Origin of the sequence: Dyadobacter sediminis (genome assembly GCF_005860765.1) — a bacterium.
Lineage (GTDB): Bacteria > Bacteroidota > Bacteroidia > Cytophagales > Spirosomataceae > Dyadobacter > Dyadobacter sediminis.
This window is the reverse complement of record NZ_VCEI01000011.1, coordinates 1,317,667-1,338,290: the sequence shown is the minus strand read 5'-3', so window position 1 is coordinate 1,338,290 and position 20,624 is coordinate 1,317,667. Positions and strand designations below refer to the sequence as shown.

The window sequence follows — 20,624 nt, the reverse complement described above, 5'->3', positions numbered from 1 at the left end:
CGGGCTTTTTGCTTTTATAACAAATCGGGAATCTTATCAGTAATCAGGCTTTTATACATGCAAAAGCACTTCTTCCACTTCCTGAACTTCCATGAATCCGTTTTCATTCAGGCTGCTGTAAAGCACTTCCTTGGTTTCGTTGATCAATAAAGGATCATATTTGACGGCAACGCGGATGTAATTTTCTGTAAACCCGAGCATTTGTCCGTTATCAACTTCATCTTCAAAAAGTACGGTTCCTTTTTTATTGATTTGCTGTTCATAAAAATGGCGCTTCTTCTTTTCAGACAGAATGTGAAGCATTTTGGAACGGTCACTTCGTGTTGCTTTGGGTACAATCGGGCGGATGGCCAGCGCAGCCGTATTTTCCCTTTCCGAATACGTAAAAACATGCAGATAGGAAATATCCAGTTCGTTCAGGAACTTGTAGCTTTCTTCAAAATATTCCTGCGTTTCGCCGGCATGCCCGACAATCACATCCACACCGATGCAGCAATCCGGCATCAGCGACTTGATTTTCGCCACCCGTTCGGCATACAGTTCACGTTTGTAACGCCGCTTCATCAGTCCCAGCACTTTATTGGAACCCGATTGCAGCGGAATGTGGAAATGCGGCGCAAAACGTCTGGACTGTGCCACAAATTCAATGATTTCGTCCGTCAGTAAATTGGGTTCAATGGAAGAAATCCGGAAACGTTCAATGCCTTCCACTTCGTCCAAAGCTTTTACAAGGTCCAGAAAAGTTTCTTTTCTTTCTCCATTCTGCAACCCAAAATCACCGATATTAACGCCGGTAAGTACAATTTCCTTTACGTTCCGTGCTGCAATTTCATAAGCGGCCTTTACGATATTTCCGATCGTATCGGAACGGCTTTTTCCACGCGCCAATGGAATGGTGCAGTAAGAACACGGGTAATCACAGCCATCCTGTACTTTCAGAAATGTACGCGTGCGGTCGTTTAAGGAATAAGAAGTATGATAATCAACAGCATTGTCAATATGTGATGCAAGCACCTGCGCAGGTTGTCCGGAAGGCGTTTTTTTAAATGTCCCGATCAGATCGGCCAAGCGAAATTTTTCAGCAGCACCCAGAACCGCGTCAACACCCGGAATTTCTGAAATTTCCTTTGGTTTCAGCTGTGCATAGCAGCCGATAATGGCCACATAGCCGTCCGGATTGATCTTTTGTGCCTCTCGAACGATCTTGCGGCACTTTTTATCCGCATTTTCGGTAACAGAACATGTATTGATTATAAATATATCGGGCGACTCGTTGAATTCCACTTTGGAATATCCTTTCTGCTCAAACATCCTGGCGATGGAAGAACTTTCGGAATAATTGAGTTTGCAGCCTAATGTATAAAAAGCGACTTTTTTCATTGTTATCAAATATTCTGCAAAATTACATCTTTTATAATCAACGCTTTAAATAATCCGTAAAAGAAGCTTGCAAATAAGCTTTTCCCAACGCTTCTTCAGACTTCTCCGGTTTCCCTTTTTCTTCGGTAATATTTCCCCCGAGGTTGTCACGCACCAGAAAACCGGATGGCCTCATCCAGCCCAGCCCATTATTAAACGCGAAATAGGCGAACGGAATCCTGTTCTTGCGAAAAATATCATTGCTCCACATAAACTCGGAAGAAGGCAAATGAAACTGGTTCAGCAAAGTGGCAGCCAGGTCTGTTTGTGAAGCCAGTGTATCGATCCTTGTATTTCTTTTTTCCAGCACGCCGCCGAGCCATAGCATCGGAATGTAAAATTCGCTGGGTTTTGTTTTATGCGTTTCAGGCATTGGATGGCCATGATCCGCAATGATGACGACCAGCGTATTTTTCCACCACGGTTTCTTTTTGGCCTGTTCAATAAAATTGCCGATGGATGCATCGGTATAATGATGCGCATTCAGGAAAAGATGTTCCGGATCGTTGCCCGGAATGACGGTTTTTACCGGGACTTCAAAAGGTTCGTGGCTGCTCAGCGTAAAAAGTGTTGAAAAGAACGGCTGTTTCTGGGTATCAAGATCACTTAACAGACGGTCTAAGACAATATGATCATGCGCGCCCCATTTGGAATTCATTTCCGATGCATCAAAACGTTCCTTGTCTGTGATTTTATCAAAACCCTGCTGCAGAAAATAGGATTTCATATTTGCAAACTCCGTTTCACCGCCGTAATAAAATGAAGTATTCCAGCCATTTTTGTGAAATACGCCCGGCAAAGACGGAAGCGTAACGGTCTTTTTCGGAATTTTGATAATCGAGGTAGTCGGCTGTGCCGGATATCCGCTGAGAATGGCCACCATTCCTTTGTCACTGCGGTTGCCGCTTGCGTAAATGTTTGTAAACAGCATTCCTTCCTTCGACAATCTTTCAAATTCCGGCGTAACGTTCTTCATGCCGCCCAGATTTCCGGCAACTTTGGCCGTAAAACTTTCCCAGATGATGAGAATGATGTTTACATCTTTTCCGGACCTGATGATTTTTTCCGTTTCCCCGCCGGTACCATACAAGGAGGAAACCATTTTTTCTGCTTCATTTTCCTTGAAGTAAACAAACGGGTTTTTCGTACTATACGTAGCGTTTATAACCGAGCTCATAAAATTCCACGGCACATTCACGGCCGCATAGTTTGCAAAGCTTTTGTTGCTGAAAAAAACCGCGCTTTCATTCATCGGAGCAAGCTGAAATCCGCCGCGGATCGGAACGATAAGGCTGGCTGTCAGAAGAATAAAAGCAGGAATCGTGAAGTAAAAGCCGAATCGCTCAAATGCACTTACGCTTCTGCGGATGACCGTTGTTAAAAGGCTTGAAATGAGGACAAAAATGAATGCAAACAGAAGTACAAGCGGAAAGACAGGCGCCGCGCCCATGGAAGCAAGCGCTTCGGTCGGCGTCTTCAGATACTGCAGAATGGAACCTTCGATCCGGAATCCCCATGCACGAAAAAGTTCGAGATCGGCAACGGAAAGCAAAGTGATCAGAAACGAAATGATGATGCTGTAAATAATGGCTGTTTTTTTGTACCAGTTCCACTTTCCTGCGGTGAATGCAATCAGTAACGTAGGTATCACCAGCATGTATGCGGCAAAAGAAACATCCATTCTCAAACCGTGAAAAGCACTGCTGACCCATAGATAGGACGGAAGTTCAAGCGCTTTTTTGTAGTGATAGGCAAAGAATATAACCCGCAGAAACTGGAAAAAGACAATCCAGGTCAATCCGTATATAAAAAGGAACTTTAATCTTTTAATCATGGCAAATAAACGAATCTGCAAAGTTCCGAAAAATGCTTAATCAAATGATAACAGAAAAGACAATAAATGAAAATGTACCGCATAATTGTTGTTCGTACGGTTAAATAAATAATTTTGAGGAGAATTAATATAAATCAATACATAATGACTTTTCGATCCAAAGCTTTTGAGATTGCTCAGGGACGTATTTCCCCCGTTTTAACTCCTCCCGCCGAAAAAGTTGCGGACCTTTATGGAAGCAATACATTCAGTGACGATGTGATGCGAACCTTGCTTTCCGCAGAGGCTTATACAAAGATCTCGAATGCCATCCGTTCCGGTTCCACGATCGACAGGGAAGTTGCCGACGAAGTTTCCGCCGCCATGAAATCCTGGGCCATTTCCAAAGGAGCCACGCATTATACACACTGGTTTCAACCGTTAACGGGTACAACAGCCGAAAAACACGATTCATTTTTTGATCTGACGATCGACGGGAAAGCCGTAGAAAAGTTTAAAGGGAGTGCATTGGTGCAGCAGGAGCCGGACGCGTCCTCTTTCCCGAGCGGAGGACTTCGCGCAACGTTTGAAGCCAGAGGCTACACCGGCTGGGACCCGAGTTCGCCGGCTTTTCTGATGGATAACGGGGCAGGAGGGAAGACGCTCTGCATTCCGTCCGTTTTTATTTCCTATACCGGCGAGGCGCTGGATTACAAGGCACCGCTGTTGCGTTCGCTGGTGATGCTGGATAAAGCTGCAACGGCCGTATGCCAGTTTTTCAACCGCGATGTAGATAAAGTGACACCGACGCTGGGCATTGAGCAGGAATATTTTCTGGTTGATAAAGCGCTTTATTATGCGCGTCCGGACCTTTTGATGGCCGGCAGAACGGTTTTCGGGCATAGTCCGGCACGCGGGCAGCAGCTGGACGATCATTATTTCGGTTCCATTTCGCCGCGCGTCAATGCGTTTATGGTCGATTTTGAGTTTGAAGCATTGAAACTGGGAATTCCGGTACGTACAAGGCATAACGAAGTGGCGCCGGGACAGTTTGAATGCGCACCGACTTTTGAAGAAATCAATCTGGCCATTGACCATAATGCCCTTTTGATGGACCTGATGCAGAAAGTTGGCGACAAACATAATTTTCAGGTGCTTTTTCATGAAAAACCTTTTGCAGGAATAAACGGCAGCGGCAAGCATAATAACTGGTCCCTTTCCACAGATACGGGCATTAATCTGCTTGCGCCTACATCTAAGCCGAAGGAAAATCTGCGGTTTCTTACTTTTCTGATGAATGTGGTCAAAGCCGTGCACGATCATGCGGATCTGCTCCGGGCTTCGATTTCTTCTGCGGGCAATGAACACCGTCTTGGCGCCAATGAAGCGCCGCCTTCCATTGTTTCTGTTTTCCTCGGCAAAGATCTTACGGCTATGCTGGAAGAACTCGTCAGCAAAGGCGAGATTACGCTGGAAAAAGGCGAAAATTTCTATTACAAGCTCGGCATTACGCGTATTCCGCATCTTCAGCGCGACAACACGGACCGGAACCGTACTTCTCCGTTCTGTTTTACCGGAAATAAATTTGAGTACCGCGCAGTCGGAAGTTCACAGAACAGCGCTTCGCCAATGATTGTCCTCAATACGATTGTAGCGGCACAATTGATGGAGTTCAAAAAAGAAATGGACGAAAGGCTTGCGGCGGGAGAAGAGAAAAAAGTCGCTACGGTTGAAATCCTGAAAAGATATTTTACTGAATCAAAAAATATCCTGTTTGAAGGAAACGGCTATTCCGAAGAATGGATTGAAATGGCTAAAAAACGGGGTTTGAGCAACATCAGTGCAACGTACGAGGCATTGCATGCTTATATTACCGACAAGACGGTCCATGTGTTTGAAAGAATGGGTATCCTGAGTTCGAGGGAATTGCATGCAAGGTATGAGATCGAACTTGAAAACTACATCAAAAAACTTCAGATCGAATCACGTGTCATTGGCGATCTGGCTCTGAACCATATTGTATCAACGGTTGTAAAATACCAGTTCAAGCTGGCGCAGACGGCACGTTCGCTCACCGATCTGGAAATGCTGGAAGAAGCGGAGCCGATCAAGGAAATCATCAAGGATATTTCCTCGCACATCGTGATTATCAAGCGCCTTGTGCATGAAATGACCGAAAGCAGGAAAACGGCAAACAGCATGGAGGACCTGCTGGAAAAGGCCAAATTCTACGGTTCGGAGGTAAAAGGGTACTTCGAAAATATCCGGTATCACGTGGATAAGCTGGAATTATTGATCGATGACGAAGACTGGCCTTTGGCAAAGTACCGCGAAATGTTATTTTTGGAGTAATTTTGCAGAGATTCTTTAAAACAAACTATAACAACGATTATGAATCCGGGATTTGATCCAGAAGAAATTGCCCAGCTTAAAAACGAATGTAAGGCTGAGCGGTTGAACTTTATTTATGTTGATGACGAGCTGGAAGAGGAAGAAGATGAAAACAGCGAACACGCGCATGTTCAGTTTGTCGGTTTTTACAAGGAAAAGGAAGTTATCTATGACGCTCTCATCTATACATTAAGGCTGCATCATTCTACGCTGGTTTATGACGCGGCGCTGGAAAGGGTGCAAAAGGAAATTCCTGGCTATATATCCAGGGACGAAAGAACCGGAAACGAGAATATCAGCGAGGAAGACGATGAAGAAGCGGAATTGCTGCTGACCGAATTCATCGAAGAAATCGAAGAAAACGAAGAAATTACCGTTCGTGAGCACGTTGAAGTGGACGACGAATTTGAATACGGTGTCGGGCTGGAAGTCGGATTGAACAAAACCGAGATCAACGAGAAAGTGATCAATGATTTCATTCTCCGTTTCAACACCGGCAGATTACAGCTTGATCCGACCTTGTATTCTTTTTCCGGAAGCGAAGAAGAAGATTGATCATAAAATGATTGGAGCTACAAAAAAAGCCACGCTAGCGTGGCTTTTTTTGTAGTATATCTTAAAACCTGTATTACAAAGCAGATTTTACGGTTTTGATAATACGCGCTGCTACTTTATAAGGATCGGCAGCAGAGTTCGGACGACGGTCTTCAAGGTAGCCGTTCCATCCTTTTGCAGGAACTGTTACGGGTATACGAATGGATGCACCGCGGTCAGAAACGCCGTAGCTGAAATCATGAATACTTGCCGTTTCATGTTTTCCGGTCAGACGCAAATGGTTATCAGCACCATAAACTTCAATATGTTCCTTTACAACCGGGCGGAAAGATTCGCAAACTTTATCAAATACCTCCTTGCTTCCTGCGGTTCTCAATGCTGAATTCGAGAAGTTGGCGTGCATGCCGCTTCCGTTCCAGTCAAGTGCTCCAAGCGGTTTTGCATGCCAGTTGATTGAAACACCGTATTTTTCACCGATTCTTTCGAGCAGATAACGTCCAAGCCAGATCTGGTCACCTGCTTCTTGTGCACCTTTTGCGAAAATCTGGAATTCCCACTGTCCGGCAGCAACTTCTGCGTTGATACCTTCCACATTCAGGCCGGCTTCCAGACAAGCGTCAAGATGTTCTTCAATTATATCACGTCCAAATGCGTTTTTAGCACCCACTGAGCAATAGTAAGGGCCTTGTGGAGCCGGATATCCGTTCACAGGGAAACCAAGCGGTTTGTTGGTTTCAACATCCCAAAGGAAATATTCCTGTTCGAAACCAAACCAGAAATCATTATCATCATCTTCGATTGTTGCACGGCCGTTGGATTCATGCGGAGTTCCGTCGGCATTCAATACTTCGCACATTACCAGATAGCCGTTTTTGCGTTGCGGATCCGGAATAATGTAAACAGGTTTTAGCAAACAGTCTGAAGAACCACCAGGAGCTTGTTCAGTGGATGAACCATCAAACGACCACATTCCGCAATCTTCCAGTTTGCCACTGAAATCATTTTCAATTTTGGTTTTGCTGCGTAAACTTTGGGTCGGCTTATAGCCATCCAACCAAATATATTCCAGCTTGGATTTTGACATAACAGTACTAAATAAAGTGGTGACGAATATTTATAACGGCACAATATTAATGTAAAAATGTATTTCCCAAAAACAAATAATAAGAAAAATTCACTTTATGCAGAATAATATTAGGAGTATATCAGTATTTGCATTAAAATCTGTATTATTTTAATAATCCCGGGTTTTGAACTCTCAAATGCCAAAAAATCCTAGATTGCGCATCTGTGCGTTTATTGACAATATTTTAATTGCAGCGCTTTTTTGTTGAAATTAGTTGTAGAAATGTGCTTGAAAGCCTGCATTTTTGGAATTTAAGTAATTCTGAGAGGATAGTTTGACGACCGCTTTTATTATTCCCTATTTTTGATTAAAGATTGTTCTTAGTTGCATTAAATTATTACTACTTTCATATGCATTTATTCTATCAGCCAAACAAAAATCTTTATGAACTGGACGAAGAGGAAACAAGGCACAGTTCAAAAGTTCTGAGGCTTAATTCGGGTGATATCATTCATGTCACGGACGGAAAAGGACTGCTTCAGAAATGTGTTCTGAATATGCACAAGAATAAAGCAGGTTATGAAGTGATCGGATCGGAAATGATCCCGAGAAGAAGCTTTGCCGTACACATTGCGATTGCTCCGACGCGAAAAGCGGAACGAAATGAATGGATGGTGGAAAAAATGACGGAAATAGGCGTAGAACGCATTGACTTCCTGATTACGGAACATACCAATCCGGAAACGCTGAACCGCGTTGTAAACCTGAACAGACTGAACCGCATTGCGGCTGCCGCCATGAAACAGTCGCAGCAATTTTATCTTCCCGAGATCACAGTAAATAACAAATATGATTCGTTTATCAGAAGCAGGCAGGAAGATGTAAAACTGATTGCCTATGTTCCGGATCAGAATACCGTGGAACACGTTTTTAGTAAGGTTAGAAAGGACAGCAGCACGTCTTTGCTTATTGGTCCCGAAGGTGATTTCAGCGAAAAGGAAATTGCCTTTGCCATGGAAAACGGCTTTTCAACCGTTTCACTCGGGCCGACCAGATTACGGACGGAAACTGCTGCCATTGCCGGCTGCCACGCAATCAATCTGGCGCAGATTTTAAATTAAACCTGAATTTTTATGCTCCGATCATTTTCTGCTATAACATTTATTTTTCTTATCGCAGTAACAGGCATTTTACAAAGTGCGAATGCGCAGTCTTCGCTTAAAATTGCCAAGCTGAAATACGGCGGCGGCGGTGACTGGTATGCCAATAAAACTTCGCTTCCCAATCTGATCCGTTTTTGCAATTCAGAACTAAAAATGAATATCAATCCGGTTGAAGATGTTGTGGAAGTCGGAAGTCCGGATATTTTTACGTATCCGTTCGTTCACATGACGGGGCACGGCAATGTGGTTTTTACCGATGCCGAGGCTCAGAACCTGCGTAATTACCTGTTATCCGGCGGATTTCTGCATATTGATGACAATTATGGTTTGGATCAATTCATTCGCCGGGAAATGAAAAAAGTATTTCCCGAATTGTCGTTTGTGGAACTGCCGTATGATCATCAGGTTTATCATATCAAATACAATTTTCAGGAAGGGCTTCCGAAAGTACATGAGCATGACGGCAAGCAGCCACAAGGCTTCGGGCTGATCTGGCAGGGACGGCTGGTTTGCTATTACAGCTACGAAACCGATCTTGGAAACGGCTGGGAAGATCAGAGCGTTTATGGCGATCCGGAGGAAATGCGCAGAAAAGCATTGCAGATGGGCGCTAATCTTCTGAGCTATGCGTTTATGATATTGTAATCCGATTGCGGTTCAGTGTTTTAAATAAAAAAATAAATGCAGTCAGATTATAAATATATTACAAATTGGCTTTCCTTCTTTCGTTTTTCTGACCGCATACACTTACTTTTGTACAAAGTTTAATATCCTAAAATTTCATCCGCATATGTATATAGTTCTTGCTGTATTTTTTTTACACTGGTATTTATCCCTTTTCTGTCAAACTTTTTTCCTTCATCGTTATTCCGCTCATAAAATGTTCATAATGAGCAAACCTTGGGAGCGGTTTTTTTACCTTCTTACTTATCTTTCGCAAGGTTCTTCCTATCTGAGCCCGAGAGCATACGCGATTTTGCACCGCATGCACCATGCTTTCAGCGACACCGAACGTGACCCGCATTCACCGCATCATACAAAAAACGTTTTTACCATGATGTGGGAAACCAAGAATATTTATAATGCCGTTCTGAACCGGAAAAGAGCGATTGAATCACAGTTTGAAAGAAATTATCCGGAATGGCGATTTATTGAAAAACTGGGCGATTCATGGTTTTCAAGAGCGGGATGGGCTTTGCTTTATCTTGCATTCTATGTGCTTGCGTATATTTATCTGGATATGCACTGGGCATTTTTCTTTCTGCTTCCGATCCATTTTCTGATGGGCCCGATTCACGGTGCTATCGTAAACTGGAGTGGCCATAAATACGGTTATCAGAACTTCGATAATGACGACAAATCCAAGAATTCGCTGATTTTTGACTTTCTGATGATGGGCGAGCTTTTCCAGAACAATCATCATAAAAAGCCTAATTCCATCAATTTCGGTGCAAAATGGTTTGAAGTGGACCCGACTTATCCGGTCATCAAGTTGCTGAACAAGCTTAAAATTATTGAAATCCGAAAGAAGCATTAATATATAACTTCCTGCGAAAAACCCTTCGATCATCTGATAATCGAAGGGTTTTTTTATGATCGGATTTTTGTTCCGATGTTAAAAAAGGCTTTTGCTGCAAACAAAATTTTAATTAGACCAGCTGTTCCATACAATTGGATATACCCTGTAAAAAACTTTGGCAGATGTGAGAAACACCTGCCAAGTTTGCTTATTAACACCACAAAAAATGAAATCTCTTAAAGTCTTTTGCAACACATGCGCTGCTTACCATACAAAGTAAAATTACAATACTTAAAATGAGGTTAATACAAAGTTAGAATTTACTTAGAGCCGGGAAAATGTGACCAGAAAAGTAGTGCCTTTCGGCTGATTGCTGTTAATCGTTACGGTTCCGTTATGCAGTTTGACGATCCGCTCCACCAATGAAAGCCCGATTCCGTAACCTTTGATGTTGGCCGTGTTATCGCTTCTGTAAAAGGGTTGAAAAACCAGGTTCTGGTCTTCACTCGGAATGCCTTTGCCGTTGTCCGAAAAACGAAGTTTTAACGAGTTTCCAGACGACTGCAAACTGACACTTACCGTATTGTTATCCGAAAATTTACACGCATTGTCCATCAGATTGATGAATGCCGTTTTCAGCAAAGTGGAGTTTCCGGTTATTTCAAGCCATGTATCGTCTTCGGGCAGTTCGTCAAAGTTCAGGAGGATGTTGTAATTCGGGTTGGCCTGCGCCAGATTTTGCCGGCAATCCAGAATAAGGTCATCCACACGCACGGTTTCCGTCAGCAGATCACGCTGGTCTTCGCTGACTTTGGCAAGTTCGAGCAAAGTATTTGACAATTGCGCAAGTTCCTGGATATCTTCCAGTACCGACTGGATCGTCAGTTGATAATCCGCTGTATTACGCTCTTTGAGCATACTTACTTCCAGCTGCGACCTGATTTTTGTTAGAGGATTTTTCAGTTCATGCGAAACATTGGCGACAAAGATTTTCTGCATTTGAAAAGCCGTTTCAATTCGGTCAAGCAGCTTGTTGAAAGTTGTGGTTAACCGGCCGATTTCGTCCTTCTGATTCGGAACTTCCAGTCTTGTGTCGAGTTTTTGCGGCAGAATTCCTTCCACTGCATTCATCACTTTTGAAATGGGCCTTAATGCACGTTTGGAAAAGATCCAGCCAACAATAGCCACAATAATGGTTACAATGAAATACAGGACCGTCAGCAGCGTACTCAGGTTGGAAAGGTTGGCCTGGCCGTACAAGTCTTTGGCGCCGAGCATCACGACAGCCCGGTTGAAAGGATATTTGTAATAAAGCCCTACAACTTTGTAATCGCCATCGTTATAGCGGATTTGTCCGGATTTCCGGATTTCGTCCAGCCAGTAATTGGAGACATGAATGGATTTTTTGTCCGCATTGGTTAGATTACTGTAAATCAGACGGTTTTTTTCGTCAAAGATGAATGTGTTTTCATCATAGATCAGATCGCGGTTCGTTTCATCCAGTGCTTTGAGCACTTCCGTATTAACCTGCGGGACTTTCAGCAGCAGCTCGGCCTGTGACTTCGCCTTGGAACGCAAGCGGTCGTAGAAATCTTCGGTAACGTTATAGTAAGAAAAAAAGTAAATGGCCAGAAACGTAATCAGCAGAATCCCGCTCACCAACAGGGAAAACTGGACCGTAAGTCGGGTGCGGATCTGCATACTACTCTATTTTAAGCACATAACCCATTCCAAACTGCGTATGGATCAGTTTGACAGGATAATCTTTATCGATTTTTTTACGAAGATAATTTACATAAACCTCAATCACATTGGTGCCTGTGTCGAAACCGATATCCCAGACCTGTTCCGCAATCTCGACTTTGGAAATGACGCGCCCCTGATTTCTGATGAGATAAACCAGAAGGTTGAATTCCCTTGCTGTCAGATTGATTTTGTTTCCGGACCTGTGAACCGTCTTGGCGTCCAGTGAAATTTCCAGATCGGCGAAACGGAGAACTTGTGCCGTATGTGAAACGGTTGTTCCGCGTTTGGTCAGGGCGCGCACGCGGGCCAGAAGTTCCTTGAATTCAAAAGGTTTTACAAGATAATCGTCTGCACCGGCATCCAGTCCTGTTACCTTGTCGTCTGTCGTTCCCAGAGCAGTAAGCATCAGAATCGGCGTCTCGTCGCCCCAGCTGCGGATTTCCCTGCAAAGCTCAATGCCGTTAATACCGGGAATGATAATGTCGCTGATGATGAGCTGATACGTGTTATTTTTAGCCAGTTGCTTGCCGATCAGCCCGTCATATGCAATGTCCACTTCGTATCCATTTTCTTCAAGTCCCTGTTTAATAGACTGTAATGTTTTGGGCTCGTCTTCGATCAGCAGTAATTTCATGAAATCGGGAGAAAAAGTTCAGAAACGTCTTTCCAGCTTGAAACACGTTGAAAAGAGGTATCTTTAAGATTATGCGGTGCTGTAAACAGAATGCCTTTGCCTTTGAATGAAGTCAGGTTCCGTACATGGTCATCAATCAGATAATCAGACTGGATAATGCTTTTGTAACCGCAGAAAATAATATTGGTCCAGGGAATAAACGGAAAGTGCCGGTGCAGCCATTCAAATTTATCATGGAAAGAAGTCGGAAATTCCATGCATGCGGTTGCGATGAATATCTCGTAAAATTTCGAGAGCCGTGCTACCGTTTCCACTGCGTCTTCCTTTACTTTGATATCTGCAAAAAAACCCGGCGTATCCATGATCTTGTGCAGCTTGGCAAGCTGCTTGGGATGCAGCAGCTCGCGTAACGGTTTGGATTTTAACTCTTTTTCGGTACGGATTGTTGCGAAGTCATTGAGAATGATTTCCACAAGCTTTTCGTGGGTGTCAGCCAGCACGTCATCCATATCCAGAGTAAGTCTCAGCATCAGATTAAAGATCTGTGAATGTCAAAATTTTCCAGATAATCGTTGACCCTTTTCAGAAACATGCCGCCGAGGGAACCGTCCACAACGCGGTGATCATAGGAATGTGAAATGAACATCATGCTGCGAATCCCGATCAGGTCACCTTGCGGGGTTTCCAGCACAGCCGGTTTCTTTTTGATGGCACCGAATGCCATAATCGCGACCTGCGGCTGAACAATAACCGGCGTTCCCATCAGATTGGAAAAAGCACCGATATTGGAAACAGAATAAGTACCGCCGGCGAGATCATCCGCTTTCAGCTTGTTTTCCCTTGCTCTTCTGGCGAGTTCATTGACTTTGCGTGCGAGACCGGGCAGATCGTACTGATCGGCATGGTGAATGACCGGAACGATCAGGTTCCCGTCCGGCAAAGCGACGGCCATGCCGATGTTAATGTCATTTTTACGGATGATCTTTTCACCGTCCACCGAAATGTTGATCATTGGAAAGTCCCTGATTGCTTTGGCAACGGCCTCAATCAAAATCGGCGTGAACGTAATGCTGTCGCCCGTTTGTTTCCTGAACTCCGTCTTCACCTGTTCCCGCCAGTTAACAATAGGCGTCATGTCTGTTTCTATAAAAGAAGTAACATGGGCTGAAATCCTTTTTGACTCGACCATGCGTTGGGAAATCATTTTGCGCATGCGGTCCATCTCAATGATTTCATTGCTGCCGTTCAGCGAAACGGCGGCGGAAGGTGCCGGTTTTACAGGTGTACTTTTACGGTTACTGATAAAAGCAAAAATATCATTCTTGGTAACGCGGTTTTCGGCGCCGGTTCCCGGAATGCCGGCAAGTTCGCTGGCAGAAATATTTTCTTCCCGTGCAATGCTCAGAACCAGCGGTGAGTAAAAAATATTTCCCTGCAGATCGTTTTTCACGTGATCAGAAACTGGCTCGGGAGTTTTGTCAACGGCTTTCAGAAAGTCATTTTCCAGCATGGCAGCCATGGTTTCCGCATCAGGGATTTCTTCCTGCGTTTCAGGGGCTGCAGGTTGCTTGTCGGATGCCGGAACGTCGTCCTCTACTTCAAAATGTGCCACAACGCTGCCAATGGCAACTACATCATTTTCCTTTACAAGCCATTCCGTCAGTTTGCCGTTAAAAGGACACGGCACTTCCGTATCCACTTTATCCGTTGCAACCTCCAGTACGGAATCGTCTGCAGACACGGTTTCACCTGTTTTTTTAAGCAGGTTGAGCACGGTGCATTCCATTATACTTTCTCCCATCGGAGGCATTACCATTTCAACAATTTTCATACTTGCATATTTTCGCCGGCAACCGTTTACTTTGGCCAGGCTGCCTGTATTTGTAACTTACGATCCGCTTTTCACAGCCGGATTATATTTTAAAATGGATTTTCTGAGCAAATTCAATGCGTATGAGTTTGTAAGCTCCACATTGATTTTTCTGTCATTTCTTAATGTCAGCAGCTGTGTAAATGTTTCATGCGGCGTTGCACATGCAATCCACACCGTTCCTACGGGCTTCTCAGCTGTTCCGCCGTCCGGTCCGGCAATGCCGGTTGTCGAGATGGCGAAGGTTGTATTTAAAGTCCTTCGTACACCTTCCGCCATTTCACGTGCAGTCTGCTCGCTTACTGCCCCGTAACGTTCCAGTATTTCTGCAGAAACACCCAATACATTCATTTTGATAACATTGCTGTAACTTACAACCGATCCTTCAAAATAGCGCGAGGAACCCGGCACGCTCGTGATCCGACTGGCCACATATCCGCCTGTACAGCTTTCCGCAGTGGCCAGCGTTGCATTGCTGTTCATCAGTAACGATCCGATCACCATTTCCAGTTCATCTTGATCAAATCCGAAAACGTACTCTTCAATAAGGGGCATCAGCAAATCGACTTGTTGCTGAAGCTGCGCATCAATAAGCTGCTGATTCGTTCCGGTTGCGGTCAGCCGTAATTTTACCTGTCCAAAATGCGGCAAATAAGCGAGCCTGATATGTTCCGGAAGCGCATCTTCCCAACCGGCTATGGTTTCAGCCAGAAAAGATTCGCCGATCCCGATGGTACGAACCGATTTATGCTGAATAATAGTAGTAACAAATCTGGATTTCAGCCTGGGAAGGATTTCAAATTCCATCAGATTTTTCATCTCATACGGAACGCCCGGAAGCGAAACGTAAATCACATTGTCTTTCTCAAACCACATGCCCGGCGCAGTTCCCCACAGATTCGGAATGTAGGTACAATTCAGAGGAAGTGCGGCCTGCTGAATGTTCAGCTCGGTCATGGTTCTGCCTCTTTTGGCAAAAAAACCGGTAACCAGTTCCAGTGCAGCTGCGTTAATCTGCAGTTCCGTATCGAAATATTCGCAGAAAGTCTGTTTGGTGATATCGTCCCGGGTAGGACCGAGGCCGCCTGTTACGATAATTACATTTGCCCGCTGGCTTGCTTCTTTGAATGCATCCAGAATATCCTGTCTGTTATCGCCGACAGATGTTTTTCTGACCGGACGAATGCCGATATCAGTTAACTGAGCACCAATCCATTGCGTGTTGGTATCTGTAATTTGTCCGAAAAGAATTTCATCTCCGATCGTTAATATTTCTGCCCGGATTGTGGAAACCATAGTGCAACGTTGATTGAATAAGACCGTTATTTTCTCAAAAATAAGTAAAATTAATCGTTATTGAGTACGTTTAAACCGTACTGCAGCATTAACAAACTGAATCGTAATGAAACAAAAAATCTTATCTGTTACCTTATTTTGGCTCTTTTGCAGCACGATGGCACACGCTCAGTTCAATTTGGGAAGAGTAATGGAGTCCTTTGGAAAGAAATCCGGAAAGCTTAGTGAAAATGAAATTGTGAACGGTCTGAAAGAAGCTTTGAATGTGGGCATAACCAATGGCTCGGCAGAAGCTTCGAAAGTAGACGGTTTTTTTAAAAATGAACTGATTAAAATTGCAGTTCCGCCGGAGGCGCAGAAAGTTGCCGAAACGTTGCGTAAGATGGGCCTGGGCGAGCAAGTAGATAAATTCACTTTGTCACTCAATCGTGCGGCCGAAGATGCGGCTAAAAAGTCGAAACCGATTTTTGTGAAATCCATTACTTCCATGACGGTTCCGGATGCACTGGGCATTCTGAAAGGAACGGACGATGCAGCTACGCAGTATCTGAAAAAATCGACGAACGATGAATTGTTCAAAACATTTTTCCCGGTCGTGGACAGTACGCTGAACCTGAATAAAACCACGGAATACTACACGGATATTGTCAATACCTATAACAAGCTGCCATTTGTAAAGAAGGTAAATCCGAATTTGAAAGAATATGCAACGCAAAAAACGATTGACGGATTGTATACGCTCATCGCGCAGGAAGAGAAAAAAATACGTGAAAATCCGGGTGCACGGGTAACTGCTTTGCTTAAAAAAGTGTTCAGTCAGGCAGGAAAGTAACTTCCGGACGCTAGTTATCGGGCAATTGGTTACTTTTATAGAAAATTTAACACCTTTATGAAAAAGTCAGAAATACATTTTACCGTTGAGCTGGACGAACAGAATATACCCGATAAGATTTTCTGGGAAGCGACGGACAATCCGAACGAAGGAATCAACGATACAAGGGCAATTGCAATTGCGGTATGGGATCATTACCACAGAGGCACGCTGAAAATTGACCTTTGGACAAAAGATATGGAAGTGTTTGAAATGAAGCGTTTCTACATAGAACTGATGAGCGGCATTGCAGATACTTTACTGACTGCAACCAACGACAACGCCATGGCAGAAGCCATTGAAGGCGTTTGTGAGACGCTTAGCAAACGTCTGGACGAGGAAATGAAAGCTGCCAAGTAGAGAGTTGTTAGCTCATAGCGATTAGCTTTTAGCTTCGAATTCAGATTGAAATTCTATTGTTAAAAGCTAATTGCTAAACACACGTAACGAGCAGTTTGTAAAAATTCAGTCGCTAACAGCTAACCGCTAATGGCTAAACACCAGCCGCCAGTTCTTCTCTCTGCTTTTTTGGCAGGTTATTTACTACAAGATCATAGGAATCTTTTACCCAGCTGAACAATAAGTCACCTGGAATACTTCCAGTGACGATAATGGTATTCCAGTGCTTTTTGTTCATATGATAACCCGGTTTCACATCCGGATAACGGGACCGCAATTCATCGGCTTTTTCAGGATGGCACTTGGCATTAAACTGCAAGTCTGCTGAATCCAGCGGAGCAAGCAGAAACACTTTACCCATAACCTTAAAAACCAGTATATCCGGTCCGAACGGAAGCTCTTCCGTTACGCCCGGCAAAGCAAGTGCAAAATCGCGCAGTAATTCCAGATTCATCGCATGATTGCTCTTACGATCATCACAATAACGCAAATCAGAAACATAATGATGGAAATCCGGTTGATGCCATGCATCATGCGCAGGTTAAAGGAATCCGGTGCATTGGGGTCTTTTTTCTTGAAAACCCTTACGAAATAATAAAATACTGCACCTAACTGAAAGTATTTTCTCATATGATTAATTGTATAGTTAACTGTGAACAAGCTACACTAAACCAGAATTTCGCGTTCTTCCGGTTCAATCCACCTTCCGTCTTCCCGGATCAGCTCAATGAGTTCTTCTACTGCTTTTGCTGCCGTTACAGATCTTTTTATTACTTCCTGACCGCGGTACAAGGCAATTTTGTCTTTTCCCATGCCTACGTATCCATAATCTGCATCGGCCATTTCACCGGGACCGTTTACGATACAGCCCATAATGCCGATTTTCACGCCTTTCAGATGCTCGGTATGCTTGCGTATCATGGCTGTTGTTTCCTGTAAATCAAACAATGTTCTGCCGCATGAAGGACAGGAAATGTATTCGGTTTTGGACATCCGGGTTCGGGCTGCCTGCAGAATTCCGAATGCAATGCTGTTGAAACCGGCAGCATAACCCAGTTTTTCTGCATGACCCTCAAAGCCATTGAATTGAGGCATCAAAAGTGTGCCGTCGCCAAAGCCGTCCACCAATAATCCGCCGATATCCGTTGCGGCATATAAGGTCAGCTCGTCGGGTCTGGAAACAGGGTATTTTCTCTGAATAATTACCGGAACCCTGATCTTCATTTCGACCAGTTTGTAGAAAAATCTACGTAGTTCCGGCATGGCATGTGCGTTGTCGGTTTGCACGATCAAAACAACATTGCCGGCGGATCGGATATTATCAAGAAAGTCGGTATTAAGCGTATGTATATTTCCTCTGATGAAATTAAGTGAAGAAGAAACCTTTTCAGATTCTGCTTCAAGCCATTCATTTACAGTAAACAAAGGAAATTTATTAGGTTGCTCCGAATGAATTCGCCAATGTTCAAAATCAAGGATTTCTCTCAGGCCATTCGGCAGCATAAAAGGAACCGGATTTTTGCCTGAATAAATAAAATCCGCACCCTGATCATTCATAGCCCATTTGTCCGGAACAGGCAGAAAAAAATGCCCGATACTTTTCAAATCACTCAATTCCTGCACTTTGATTTGCGAGTAATCTGCAATGACGCGCGGAACGTTCATATGGCCCAGATTGTACACTTCGACCGTATCGCGGCGGGCATACTGAAACGGATTGATCGGGCAGGATTCAACGGGTTCTATAAAATCGTGCGGAGTACGCATGGTGTATCTTTCAATCAAAGCACGCGCCACAGGCGCTTCTTTTTCAGGCGCCTCGGTTAGAGAAACACGCACCGTATCGCCAAGGCCGTCTTCCAGCAACGTTCCGATGCCCACCGCCGATTTGATCCGGCCGTCTTCGGCTTCGCCGGCCTCGGTAACACCCAGATGCAGCGGATAAGGTTTCAGCCCTTCTTGATCCAGTCTTTGCACAAGCAGGCGGTACGCTTCCACCATCACCTGCGTATTGCTGGATTTCATGGACAAGGCAATGTTGAAGTAATTGAATTCTTCACAAATCCGAAGAAATTCCAGTGCCGATTCCACCATACCGAGCGGTGTATCTCCGTAACGGCTCAGAATCCGGTCGGAAAGGGAACCATGGTTGGTACCGATGCGCATGGCCGTACCATATTCCTTGCAGATTTTGACAAGCGGAATGAATTTTTCCCGTATTCTTTCCAGTTCTGCGGCATAGGATGCATCGGTATAATCGATGATCTCAAAGCGTTTGCGATCCGCATAATTTCCGGGATTGATCCTGACTTTTTCCACAATGCGTGCAGCCAGTTCAGCCGCATTGGGCGTAAAATGAATATCGGCAATCAGCGGCACATGAATGCCAGACCTGCGCAAACCGTTCCGTATGTTTTCCAGATTCTGTGCCTCTTTAACACTGGGTGCTGTAATCCGCACGTATTCACATCCCGAATCGACCATTCTGATCACTTCTTCAATAGAACCCTGCGTGTCCATGGTATCCACGGTGGTCATGGACTGCACCCGGATCGGATAGGCAGAACCCATCGGAATATCGCCAATGTTTATCGTGATTGTTTCACGTCTTTGATAAGCTGTCAGAGATGGGCAGTACAGATTCGAATTTTGTTCAGGAGCTGTGTTCACTTTCATGGAATTGTCATAAATGATTTACGTCCGGCATCCCGATTGGTTTGCTGATCGTCGGACGTAATGTATGCAAATGTCATAAAAGTAAAACACAATCGGAATTACATTCGTGCATTTTAAGCTTCATAATTCAATTCTTGTTCCTGAATCCACGGTGATAATGTAGCTTTTCCCGCCTTCCTTTTCAATGGCTTCCGCCACTTCCTCCGCTTTCGACGGCGCATAGGCAAACATGCAGCCGCCACCGCCGGAACCGTTGATTTTCCCGCCCAGCGCACCGGCATTCAGGGCGGCATTCATCATGCGTTCAATTTTTGGTGTTGAAGTCCTTTTATGGTCGCGCAGATTTTTGTAATGTTTATAAAGCAGGTTTCCGAACTGATCGTCAAACTCTTCATTAACAGAAGAATAACTGCCTTTTGTTAACAGAGATTTCCCTTCAATCAGAATATCGCGGTCTTCTACATTGGCTCTTAAAAGGCTCATTTCGTCTTCTGTAAGCTCGTGTAAATAGTCGGCTGTTTTCTCAATCGGCGTGTTGAAAATGGAAAATTCAGGATCGTACGCTTTTACTTTCCGGATCACATCTTCCATTCCGTAACGGCATCTGGCCAGGATTCCAAGCGTATCTTTAGGTTCGAGTGAATCGCCGAGGACGAACGTTCCCAGTTTGGGTGTCAGTGCTTCGACCTTGATTTCCGGTGTGGATTCCAGATAAATCACGTTTCCAATAGCCGTGGAATAATGATCCATCATTCCGCCGGGCTCGCCGAATTCCAGCACTTCTGCCGCATTCGCGATTTCACCCAGTTCCTTTTGGGAAAAATTAAACGGATTATCGCTCATTTTATCCAGAAAATGCGCCCATGAAACAATCAGTGCAGACGAGCTCGAAGTACCCGAGTTGATCGGAATATTTCCACGGATCACGCACTCAAACCCTTTTGAAAAAGTAAGTCCTTTCCTTTTCAGCACATTGATGGTGCTGCGAAAATAATCACGCTGGATTACATACGGGAAAGTTTCTTTTAAAGAAAACTGAATCTGGAAGCCGAGATCGGGCAAATGCAAAATAATATTTTCATCATTCCTGTAATCGCCGTCAATACCAATCCTGCGCGAAATTGCCGCCGCTATGACGGGCAGTCCAAGATAATCCTGATGCTCGCCAAACAAACAAATACGGCCCGGAGTCGAAATCCTCATGAA

19 protein-coding genes are annotated in these 20,624 nt (G+C 44.3%); 7 read left to right on the top strand and 12 right to left on the bottom strand.

Translation table 11 applies throughout. The features are described from left to right. Positions 1-51: 51 nt before the first annotated feature. Positions 52-1,380 (bottom strand): tRNA (N(6)-L-threonylcarbamoyladenosine(37)-C(2))-methylthiotransferase MtaB, encoded by a 1,329-nt coding sequence (gene mtaB / locus FEM55_RS06150; RefSeq protein WP_138280397.1) that lies wholly within the window; start codon positions 1,378-1,380, stop codon positions 52-54. Positions 1,381-1,417: 37 nt separating this feature from the next. Beyond that, positions 1,418-3,253: an LTA synthase family protein gene (locus FEM55_RS06145; RefSeq protein WP_138280396.1), complete on the bottom strand. Its 1,836-nt coding sequence runs from the start codon at positions 3,251-3,253 to the stop codon at positions 1,418-1,420. Between the two features lie 141 nt (positions 3,254-3,394). Here FEM55_RS06145 and FEM55_RS06140 point away from each other — a divergent pair, with 141 nt between their 5' ends. Beyond that, the gene (locus FEM55_RS06140; protein ID WP_374756474.1) at positions 3,395-5,584 is read left to right on the top strand and encodes a glutamine synthetase III family protein; all 2,190 of its coding nucleotides are present in this window, start codon (positions 3,395-3,397) and stop codon (positions 5,582-5,584) included. Between the two features lie 39 nt (positions 5,585-5,623). Continuing rightward, on the top strand, positions 5,624-6,178 hold the full coding sequence (locus tag FEM55_RS06135) for a hypothetical protein (RefSeq protein ID WP_138280394.1): 555 nt from the start codon (positions 5,624-5,626) through the stop codon (positions 6,176-6,178). A 73-nt stretch (positions 6,179-6,251) separates the two neighbouring features. Here the strand turns inward: FEM55_RS06135 and FEM55_RS06130 are convergent, their stop codons facing one another. Continuing rightward, complete coding sequence (locus FEM55_RS06130) at positions 6,252-7,262, bottom strand: glutamine synthetase beta-grasp domain-containing protein (RefSeq protein WP_138280393.1); 1,011 nt, start codon at positions 7,260-7,262, stop codon at positions 6,252-6,254. A gap of 392 nt (positions 7,263-7,654) precedes the next feature. Here FEM55_RS06130 and FEM55_RS06125 point away from each other — a divergent pair, with 392 nt between their 5' ends. From FEM55_RS06125 to FEM55_RS06115, 3 genes are all read left to right on the top strand, one after another. Continuing rightward, entirely contained in the window at positions 7,655-8,365 is a 711-nt protein-coding gene (locus tag FEM55_RS06125) for an RsmE family RNA methyltransferase (RefSeq protein ID WP_138280392.1), read from the top strand. Between the two features lie 12 nt (positions 8,366-8,377). Beyond that, complete coding sequence (locus FEM55_RS06120; protein WP_138280391.1) at positions 8,378-9,052, top strand: DUF4159 domain-containing protein; 675 nt, start codon at positions 8,378-8,380, stop codon at positions 9,050-9,052. A 145-nt stretch (positions 9,053-9,197) separates the two neighbouring features. Beyond that, positions 9,198-9,944, top strand: a complete 747-nt coding sequence (locus tag FEM55_RS06115; protein WP_138280390.1) for an acyl-CoA desaturase — start codon at positions 9,198-9,200, stop codon at positions 9,942-9,944. Between the two features lie 306 nt (positions 9,945-10,250). Here FEM55_RS06115 and FEM55_RS06110 read toward each other — a convergent pair whose 3' ends face one another. The 5 genes from FEM55_RS06110 to FEM55_RS06090 are packed head-to-tail and all read right to left on the bottom strand — an operon-like array spanning position 10,251 to position 15,472. Further along, positions 10,251-11,627 carry a sensor histidine kinase gene (locus tag FEM55_RS06110; protein ID WP_138280389.1) on the bottom strand — a complete coding sequence of 459 codons (1,377 nt, stop codon included), beginning with the start codon at positions 11,625-11,627 and terminating at the stop codon, positions 10,251-10,253. Between the two features lies 1 nt (position 11,628). Then, positions 11,629-12,306, bottom strand: a complete 678-nt coding sequence (locus FEM55_RS06105; protein WP_138280388.1) for a response regulator — start codon at positions 12,304-12,306, stop codon at positions 11,629-11,631. Further along, the gene (locus FEM55_RS06100; protein ID WP_138280387.1) at positions 12,303-12,836 is read right to left on the bottom strand and encodes a 5' nucleotidase, NT5C type; all 534 of its coding nucleotides are present in this window, start codon (positions 12,834-12,836) and stop codon (positions 12,303-12,305) included. Before FEM55_RS06100 ends, FEM55_RS06105 begins: the two co-directional genes overlap by 4 nt. Next, complete coding sequence (locus FEM55_RS06095; RefSeq protein ID WP_138280386.1) at positions 12,836-14,137, bottom strand: dihydrolipoamide acetyltransferase family protein; 1,302 nt, start codon at positions 14,135-14,137, stop codon at positions 12,836-12,838. The genes FEM55_RS06100 and FEM55_RS06095 overlap by 1 nt, the downstream gene beginning before the upstream one ends. Before the next feature lie 57 nt (positions 14,138-14,194). Beyond that, positions 14,195-15,472 carry a competence/damage-inducible protein A gene (locus tag FEM55_RS06090; protein WP_138280385.1) on the bottom strand — a complete coding sequence of 426 codons (1,278 nt, stop codon included), beginning with the start codon at positions 15,470-15,472 and terminating at the stop codon, positions 14,195-14,197. 106 nt (positions 15,473-15,578) lie between these two features. On the opposite strand from FEM55_RS06090, the gene FEM55_RS06085 reads away from it, so the two are divergent. After that, a complete protein-coding gene (locus FEM55_RS06085) occupies positions 15,579-16,304 on the top strand; it encodes a DUF4197 domain-containing protein (RefSeq protein ID WP_138280384.1) in 726 nt (241 codons plus the stop codon). Positions 16,305-16,361: 57 nt separating this feature from the next. Next, positions 16,362-16,703: a gliding motility protein GldC gene (gldC, locus tag FEM55_RS06080; protein WP_138280383.1), complete on the top strand. Its 342-nt coding sequence runs from the start codon at positions 16,362-16,364 to the stop codon at positions 16,701-16,703. A gap of 133 nt (positions 16,704-16,836) precedes the next feature. Here the strand turns inward: gldC and FEM55_RS06075 are convergent, their stop codons facing one another. From FEM55_RS06075 to FEM55_RS06060, 4 genes are all read right to left on the bottom strand, one after another. After that, complete coding sequence (locus tag FEM55_RS06075) at positions 16,837-17,196, bottom strand: MmcQ/YjbR family DNA-binding protein (RefSeq protein ID WP_138280382.1); 360 nt, start codon at positions 17,194-17,196, stop codon at positions 16,837-16,839. Further along, the gene (locus FEM55_RS06070) at positions 17,193-17,372 is read right to left on the bottom strand and encodes a DUF6728 family protein (RefSeq protein ID WP_138280381.1); all 180 of its coding nucleotides are present in this window, start codon (positions 17,370-17,372) and stop codon (positions 17,193-17,195) included. The genes FEM55_RS06075 and FEM55_RS06070 overlap by 4 nt, the downstream gene beginning before the upstream one ends. Positions 17,373-17,408: 36 nt before the next feature. Then, positions 17,409-19,418: a (E)-4-hydroxy-3-methylbut-2-enyl-diphosphate synthase gene (ispG, locus tag FEM55_RS06065; RefSeq protein WP_138280380.1), complete on the bottom strand. Its 2,010-nt coding sequence runs from the start codon at positions 19,416-19,418 to the stop codon at positions 17,409-17,411. A gap of 120 nt (positions 19,419-19,538) precedes the next feature. Next, positions 19,539-20,621 (bottom strand): mevalonate kinase family protein, encoded by a 1,083-nt coding sequence (locus tag FEM55_RS06060; protein ID WP_138280379.1) that lies wholly within the window; start codon positions 20,619-20,621, stop codon positions 19,539-19,541. Positions 20,622-20,624 lie beyond the last annotated feature (3 nt).